Genomic DNA, 6,598 nt, shown 5'->3' with positions numbered 1-6,598 from the left:
CCTTCGCGAACTCGTTGATGAAATGTCGACGACCCCACAACTGACGGGTGTAAGCCACCAGACCAGGCCGAGCACCACTGACCGACAAGCCGTACATCGCGGCGAGTTCGGAGGGGCTCATGGCGTGGGCCGGTGGTTCGTGCACGGGGGCGAGGCGCTGTGTCATGGAGGGCGCTTTCAACCGGAGGAGCGAATCGCCGGACCCCCGCCGACGTGTCGCGGGTGGTGTGGCGCACGCGGGACGGAACGAAGGGAAACCGAACGAAACGAGACACAACGGAACGGCACCGTTCCGTCGCACCACAGACTCTAGGCGACCCTCACAACGGAACGCAACCGTTCCGTCGTGACGCTATGCTCGGGGCATGGAACCCAAGCCCCGTCGTCAACCAGCCGGCGCCGCCGTGCTCCGCGAGGGGGTGACGGACGCCATCCGCGCCGCTGTCTTCGACGAGCTGGCCGCCGTGGGCTACGGGCGGATGTCGATCGAGCGGATCGCCCGCCGGGCCGGGGTCGGCAAGGCCGCGATCTACCGGCGCTGGCCCTCGAAGCTGCCGATCGTCCTCGACGTGGTGTCCGCCCTCGCGGTGCACGGCATGCCCGCGCCCGACACCGGGACGCTGCGGGGCGACGTACGGGAGCTGCTGGAGGTCACCGCGCGGCTGCTGGAGCACCCGCTCGCCGCCCAGATCGTCCCCGACCTGCTCGCGGAGGCCGCCCGCAACCCCGACATCGCGCACGCCGCGCACGCCGCCATGCGCGACACCCAGCGCGCGGTCGCGGCCGCCGTCGTCGGCAACGCGATCAAGCGCGGCGAACTCGCCCCCGACACGGACGTGGACCTCGCGCTCGACCTCGTCATCGGCCCGGTGTACTGGCGGCTGGTGATGGTCCGCACCGACCGCCCGGCCGGCTACCTCGACGCGCTCGCGGCCGCCGCCGCGGCGGGCCTGTCCGCCACCCGCCTCCCCTGACGGGGGCGGGGTCAGGCGTTACGGGCCGGCGGGTCGGCTCTGGCGGGCGGCGGGTCGGTGGATGGCGGGTCGGCTCTGGCGGGCGGCGGGCCGGCTCTGGCGGGCCGGCTCTGGCGGGTCGGTGGACGGCCGGTCGGTGGACGGCCGGTCGGTGGACGGCCGGTCGGTGGACGGCGTGCCGCAGGTCGGTCCCCGCGGCGCTGTTCCCCTCGGCGGTCGACGCCGCGACCGAACCGGAGAAGGTCAGCGCCCGGTCGCTCCTCCTCGCCGGCGGCGACCAGCGGGTGCTGTCCGCCGCCGAGACCGAGGAGTTCACCGCAACGCCACGGCTCGCCCCGGACCCTCGACTCGCCACCAAGCACCGGCCCCCGCGGTCGCGCTCGCTCGTAGGCTGGCGGTCGTGCGGGGACTGGTGACGAGCAGCGCGGACGAGATGATCGCCTGCTTCCTGAGCGGGGAGTTGTCCAGCCGGAGGTTCGGCCCGGACCTGCGGTCCCGCCTGGCGGCGGCCGGGCAGAGCGAGAGGCTGCTCACGCGTCCGGACCTCTCCGACGCCCGGGCGAACCTCGCGCGTCGCGATCTGCTCGCCGCGACCCGCGGGTACGGCGAGAACCGCGGGCTGTTCGAGAACTTCCCCGTCGGCGTCACATGGACCAGGGCGGTCCTGTCCCCCGCCGAGGCAGCCGCGGTGCGCTACCTCGACTACTCCTACTGGGTCGAGCTGTCGGGCGGCAGCCGCCGGCCGGCCGACGCCGCCGCCCGCGTCACCGCGGGGCTGCGGGCGTTCGACGTGTCCAACGAGCCGTTCCTCGACGCGGCCCGCGCGCTCACGCGAGGCGCGTCCTTCCCTCCCGTCGTCCTGGTCGGCGTGCGGCAGGACGACCTGGTCTGCCTGGAGGGCCACCTGCGCCTGACCGCCCACGCCCTCGCCGGCTTCCCGTCCGACGTCGAGTGCCTGATCGGCACCGCGCCGGACATGGGCCGCTGGGCGCGGTAGTCCGCTCCGCCGGAAGCGCCGGGCCCAGCGCACCTCCCCCGTCGAAGGCACCGGGGGGAAGGGGCCGCGCGGCGACGCCCTACCGGAGGGCGGTCGCCTCGCGCAGCTCGTCCGCGGTCGGCGGCTGGGCGCCGGGGCGGGTCGTGGCGAGCGCGCCGGCCACCACGCATGCGCGCAACACGCGTTCCAGCTCGCGCGGCCCGGACGGCAGCCGTACCCCGGTCGAACCGTCGGGGTGCGGGCCGAACAGGCCGGCCAGCAGGGCGGACTGGAAGGCGTCGCCGGCGCCGATGGTGTCGGCGACCGTCACCTCCGGCGCGGGCACGGAGACCTCGGCCGCAGGGGTGAACCCGGTGGCGCCCGCCGCGCCGCGGGTCAGCACCACCAGGCGCGGCCCGTGCCCGAGCAGCGCGCGGGCGGAGATTGCCGGGTCCTGGTCCGGCCACAGCCAGCCGAGGTCCTCGTCGCTGGCCTTGACCACGTCGGCGACCGCGGCGAGCCGCTCCACCGCCGTGCGGTAGGCGGCGCGGTCCGGCTGCACGGCGGGACGGACGTTGAGGTCCACCGCGACCGCGCGTCCCGGCCGGCCGTGCACGTCCCGGCAGGCGGCCAGCACCTGTTCCGCGCCGGGCTCGACCACGACGGCCAGCGAGCCGGTGTGCAGCAGCGCGGTGTCCTCCCCCACGGGGATGCTCTCCGGCGCCCAGGAGGCGAGGAAGTCGTACGTCGCCGACCCGCTCGCCGCGTCGACGTACGCCAGCGCGACCGTGGTGCGGCCGTCGGCGGCCGGCGCGCGGCGCACGTCCAGGCCGGTGCCGGTCAGGTACCGCGCCACCAGGACGCCGGGCGGGTCGTCGCCCCAGCAGGTGATCAGCGCGACCGGGCGGCCGAGCCGGTGCAGGCCGATGGCCACGTTGGCGGGGCTGCCGCCGGGCGCCGGGCGGACGGTGTCCGCCCCGGTCCGCCACACCAGGTCGACGAGGCTCTCGCCCACCACGATGATCCGGCCGTCGGTGGTCGTGTCGGTGGTCATGATGTCCTCCTGCTTCCGGCGCCGGTCTCCGTGATCCGCCGCGCGTCCAACTGCCGTACCCGGATGTCGAAGGCGGCGCCGCCCTCTCCCGCCGTACGCGCCTGGAGCCGCCAGGGCCCCTCGCCCACAGGGTAGAAGCGCAAGGTGAGCGCCTCCCCGGTGGCCGGCGGGAACACCTCGCAGGGAATTCGGGGGCGCTGAGTGCCGCCGGACACGGAGGGGGGCCGGTGCCGGGGTCGTCGCCCGGCACCGGCCCGAAGGCACCCGTGCCTCACCCGCCGGGGGTTCCCGGCGAACTCCGTTGCCGTTGGGGCTCGTTGGCGCGGCGCGGTCGGGTTCCGGCCGCGCCGGCCTGGCCGGCCACCCGTGCCGGCGCCGCGCCGACAGGCCGGCGGCGGGGTCTAACGCTGCGCCAGATCCTTGTCCGTGATCGGCCGGACCGCCCGGCAGGGCGAGCCGAAGGCGACCACCATCGGCGGGACGTCGTGGGTCACGACGCTGCCGGCGCCGACCACGGAGCCGTGGCCGATCGTCACGCCGGGCAGCACCACGACGTTGCTGCCGATCCACACCTTGTCCTCGATCGTCACCGGCTTGGAGAACCGGTTGTAGTCGTGCCGCAGGTCGGGGTGGATCGGGTGGCCGGTGGTGGTGACGGTGACGTTCGGGGCGATCATGACGCCGTTGCCGATGCGGATCTCGACGTCGTCGATGAGGGAGAGGTTGAAGTTGCCGTAGAAGTCGTCCCCGATGTGGACGTTGCTGCCGTACGCCGCCTGGAAAGTGGGGGCGATGAAGCTCCGCTCGCCGACCGATCCCAGAATCCGGCCGAGCAGTTCGGCCCGCCGCTCCGGCTCGGAGGGCGCGGTCAGGTTGTATTCGTACAACAGCTCCGTACGGCGCTGCCCTGCCATGAACATCGCGTCACTCTCGGTGTAGAGCAGGCCTTGCGCGATGCGCTTCCTGGCGTCGGTGTGTGCGTCCCCGCGGTCGGCGCCGCGGTCGGTCCCGTGGTCGGCCCCGTGGTCGGCCACCCGCTGTATCCCGCGCTCGTCCACGCGCTCCTCCATCTGCTGCTCCTCCTCGACTCCCGGGTGTACACCGATCCTCGCGTACCGGGGAGCCGCGGGCTCACTCTTCGGGCCGGTCGACACGGATGAGGGTCTGCTGCCCGTTCGCGACGAGCCTGCGGCCGCCGCCGTCCTGGACGCCGAACACCTCCAACTGGCACACGGTGAGGGTGCGGCCGGACTTCAGGACCGTGCCCACCGCTTCGAGGTGGTCGCCGACGGCGGGCGCGAGGAGGTTGATCTTGTACTCGACCGTCAGCACGTCGGAGCTCGCCGGGAACAGCGTCAAGGCCGCGTAGCCCCCGGCGCTGTCCGCCACGGCGCTGGTCGCGCCGGCGTGGAAGTAGCCGTGCTGCTGGGTGAGTTCGGGGCGGCTCGGCAGCACGATGTGCACCCGGCCGGGGGCGATCCGGGTCATCCGCGCACCGAGGTGGTTCATCAGCCCCTGGCGTTCGAAGCTCTCCCGGACCCGCGCCCGCACCTCGGCGCTCGCCTCTTCTTCCGCCCGCACCCGGTCGTCCACGCGCCCTCCTCCGCCGCCGACTCGGCCACCCTCTCACGCCCCGCCCGGGCCGGAACGCCGCGAAACCGCCCGCGCGGGCCCGCCGGCGGGCTCAGGCGGAGGGGCCGGCGGACGCGCCGGCGGAAGCGCTGCGGGCGGGTGCTGCCGAGGCGCGCCGCAGGACCTCCAGCGCGGGTGCGGCGACCGCGCTCATCCGGCGCTCGCGCAGGTCCAGGACGGGACCCCGGTTCGACAGGCCGTGCGCGGCCAGCAGGTTCATCAGCGACCAGATCACGTCGGGCCGCCCGGCCAGGGGGAGTTCGCGGCCGTCGGGGGTGATGGCCGCGGCCGCGGTGGTGCCGGCGAGCAGGTTCGTACGGGCCCAGTCGACGTCGTACGAGGAGCCGGTCGGGGCGGCGCGGAGGACCACCTCCCTCGTACGGTGCAGGACCGCCAGGTAGTCCAGCGGCACGGTCAGCCGCCGGGTGACGTCGAACGGCGGTGTGCCGTCGGCGGGTTGGAGCCGCAGCACCGTGTGGAGGACCGGGCCGTGGTCCTGGAAGGTGTGCGTGGCCCGCATCTCCAGGAAGCGGCCCCGGACCAGCACGCCGCCGCGGCGCGACCACCGCCGGGGGACGGACCCGAACGCGGCCGGCGCGCCCGGGAGCCGGTCGACGATCCAGCGCGCCTCCTCGCCCGGTTCGGTCACCGGCGCCCGGTCCTCGGGGAAGGCGCGGTCCTGCTCGGCGACGGCGGCGTAGCGAGCCGCCGTGTGCGGGTCCAGGCGGCGCAGGTCGATGGTGTCACCGACCAGTTCGACTCCTCCCACCGACCGCGAGACGCGCATCTGCCGCAGTTGGCGGACGGGATGGCGGGTCACGTCGGTCACCCGGCCGTCGAGGTCGATCACGCGGCAGGTCCGGGTGCCGGCGAGCAGGGCGCTGCGCGGCCACAGGGGGACGACCGGGCCGTGCGCCCGCAGCTCGGACGGGTGGTCGGGCGGGTGGTCGGACGGGGTCGCGGAGGGGCTGCCTGACGAGTCGACGGGCACGGCCCCGGCCCCGGACCCGCCCTCGGACTCGGCCCCGGACCCGCCGTCGGACCCGGACTCGCCGTCGGACCCGCCCTCGCCGGCCGGTCCGACGAGGACGGCCAGCCGGCCCGCCGTGACCGCCGACAGGAACAGCGCGGGCACCCGCCACTCGCCCGTGATCTCGAACCCGGGGGCGGCGTCGCCCCGTTCGGCCCCTTCGCGTTCCCCGGCCGGCCCGGCCCCGACCGCGCCCTCCGCCCCGTGCACGCGCAGCCGCAGCCGGACCAGCGGCGTGAACTCGTCGGGGGTGTAGTCGCCGTAACACGTGGTGAAGGTCGCTTCGCCCTCGGGTGCGTACCGCACGAGCGACGCCTCCAGGACGTCCGCGCGGACCAGCCGTGCCCGCGGGTGGCCCGTCGGGGAGCGCGGGCCCCAGATCACGAAGGCGTCGTCGGCGCGAGGGGCTCCCGCACCCTTCCCCCGCTCCTTCACCTGGTCCTTCACCCGGTCCCCGCGCGTGATCCGGGGGAAGTCGCCGCGCGCGGCCTTCAGCGCCGCGAACGGGATGCACAGCGTGCAGACCAGCCCCACGACCAACGCGATCCAGGCCCAGCTCTCGCCCTCGTTCCAGGCGCTGTACGCCACGGCGAGCCCGATCGGTCCCGGGAGCAGGCAGAGCGTGGCGATGACCAGATTGCCGGCCACCACTCTGGCGTAACCGCGCACGGCCCCCACCCCACCTCGTCCTGGTACCCGCGGCACGGATCGTGGCCTGGGAACACCGCCCCATGGTCCCCTCGCCCGCGCCCCGGCACCACCCGTCCGCCGGAACCGGTCCACCCGTCCGCCCGGACCGATCCGCCCGTCCGCCGGAACCGATCCGCCCGTTCGCCCGGACCGGTCCGCCCGCCGCCCGGCCATCGCCAAGCCCCCTCCTGACCGCGGCCCGCCAACGCCGTACCACCGGCGGGCCCGAAGGGTTCCCTGGT

At 75.2% G+C, this 6,598-nt stretch carries 7 protein-coding genes and 1 pseudogene; 2 read left to right on the top strand and 6 right to left on the bottom strand.

Going from position 1 to position 6,598, the window contains the following annotated elements; translation table 11 throughout:
• Positions 1-166, bottom strand: a pseudogene (locus ACIPAE_RS39480) (ABC transporter permease); the annotation flags it as partial.
• Between the two features lie 199 nt (positions 167-365).
• On the opposite strand from ACIPAE_RS39480, the gene ACIPAE_RS39475 reads away from it, so the two are divergent.
• Complete coding sequence (locus ACIPAE_RS39475) at positions 366-974, top strand: TetR/AcrR family transcriptional regulator (protein ID WP_329369928.1); 609 nt, start codon at positions 366-368, stop codon at positions 972-974.
• Between the two features lie 400 nt (positions 975-1,374).
• The gene (locus ACIPAE_RS39470) at positions 1,375-1,971 is read left to right on the top strand and encodes a hypothetical protein (RefSeq protein WP_329369926.1); all 597 of its coding nucleotides are present in this window, start codon (positions 1,375-1,377) and stop codon (positions 1,969-1,971) included.
• A 79-nt stretch (positions 1,972-2,050) separates the two neighbouring features.
• Here ACIPAE_RS39470 and ACIPAE_RS39465 read toward each other — a convergent pair whose 3' ends face one another.
• The 5 genes from ACIPAE_RS39465 to ACIPAE_RS39445 all read right to left on the bottom strand — a co-directional run bounded on the left by ACIPAE_RS39465 (position 2,051) and on the right by ACIPAE_RS39445 (position 6,335).
• A complete protein-coding gene (locus ACIPAE_RS39465) occupies positions 2,051-3,004 on the bottom strand; it encodes a carbohydrate kinase (protein WP_402452250.1) in 954 nt (317 codons plus the stop codon).
• Entirely contained in the window at positions 3,001-3,147 is a 147-nt protein-coding gene (locus tag ACIPAE_RS39460) for a hypothetical protein (protein ID WP_366414192.1), read from the bottom strand. The genes ACIPAE_RS39465 and ACIPAE_RS39460 overlap by 4 nt, the downstream gene beginning before the upstream one ends.
• 258 nt (positions 3,148-3,405) lie before the next feature.
• Entirely contained in the window at positions 3,406-4,074 is a 669-nt protein-coding gene (locus ACIPAE_RS39455) for a sugar O-acetyltransferase (RefSeq protein ID WP_329369921.1), read from the bottom strand.
• 61 nt (positions 4,075-4,135) lie between these two features.
• Positions 4,136-4,513 (bottom strand): PaaI family thioesterase, encoded by a 378-nt coding sequence (locus ACIPAE_RS39450; protein ID WP_402452254.1) that lies wholly within the window; start codon positions 4,511-4,513, stop codon positions 4,136-4,138.
• Between the two features lie 175 nt (positions 4,514-4,688).
• The gene (locus tag ACIPAE_RS39445) at positions 4,689-6,335 is read right to left on the bottom strand and encodes a hypothetical protein (protein WP_402452247.1); all 1,647 of its coding nucleotides are present in this window, start codon (positions 6,333-6,335) and stop codon (positions 4,689-4,691) included.
• Positions 6,336-6,598: the final 263 nt, after the last annotated feature.

It is taken from the genome of Streptomyces sp. NPDC087270 (genome assembly GCF_044744625.1).
Taxonomy (GTDB): domain Bacteria; phylum Actinomycetota; class Actinomycetes; order Streptomycetales; family Streptomycetaceae; genus Actinacidiphila.
The sequence above is the reverse complement of the archived record's forward strand: the minus strand, read 5'-3'. Positions and strand labels throughout refer to the sequence as shown.

Bases quoted from the DNA above. Each gene is read 5' to 3' on its own strand.
- ACIPAE_RS39475 (WP_329369928.1), top strand. From the start codon at position 366: ATGGAACCCAAGCCCCGTCGTCAACCAGCCGGCGCCGCCGTGCTCCGC.
- ACIPAE_RS39465 (WP_402452250.1), bottom strand. From the start codon at position 3,004: ATGACCACCGACACGACCACCGACGGCCGGATCATCGTGGTGGGCGAG.
- ACIPAE_RS39455 (WP_329369921.1), bottom strand. From the start codon at position 4,074: ATGGAGGAGCGCGTGGACGAGCGCGGGATACAGCGGGTGGCCGACCAC.
- ACIPAE_RS39450 (WP_402452254.1), bottom strand. From the start codon at position 4,513: ATGAACCACCTCGGTGCGCGGATGACCCGGATCGCCCCCGGCCGGGTG.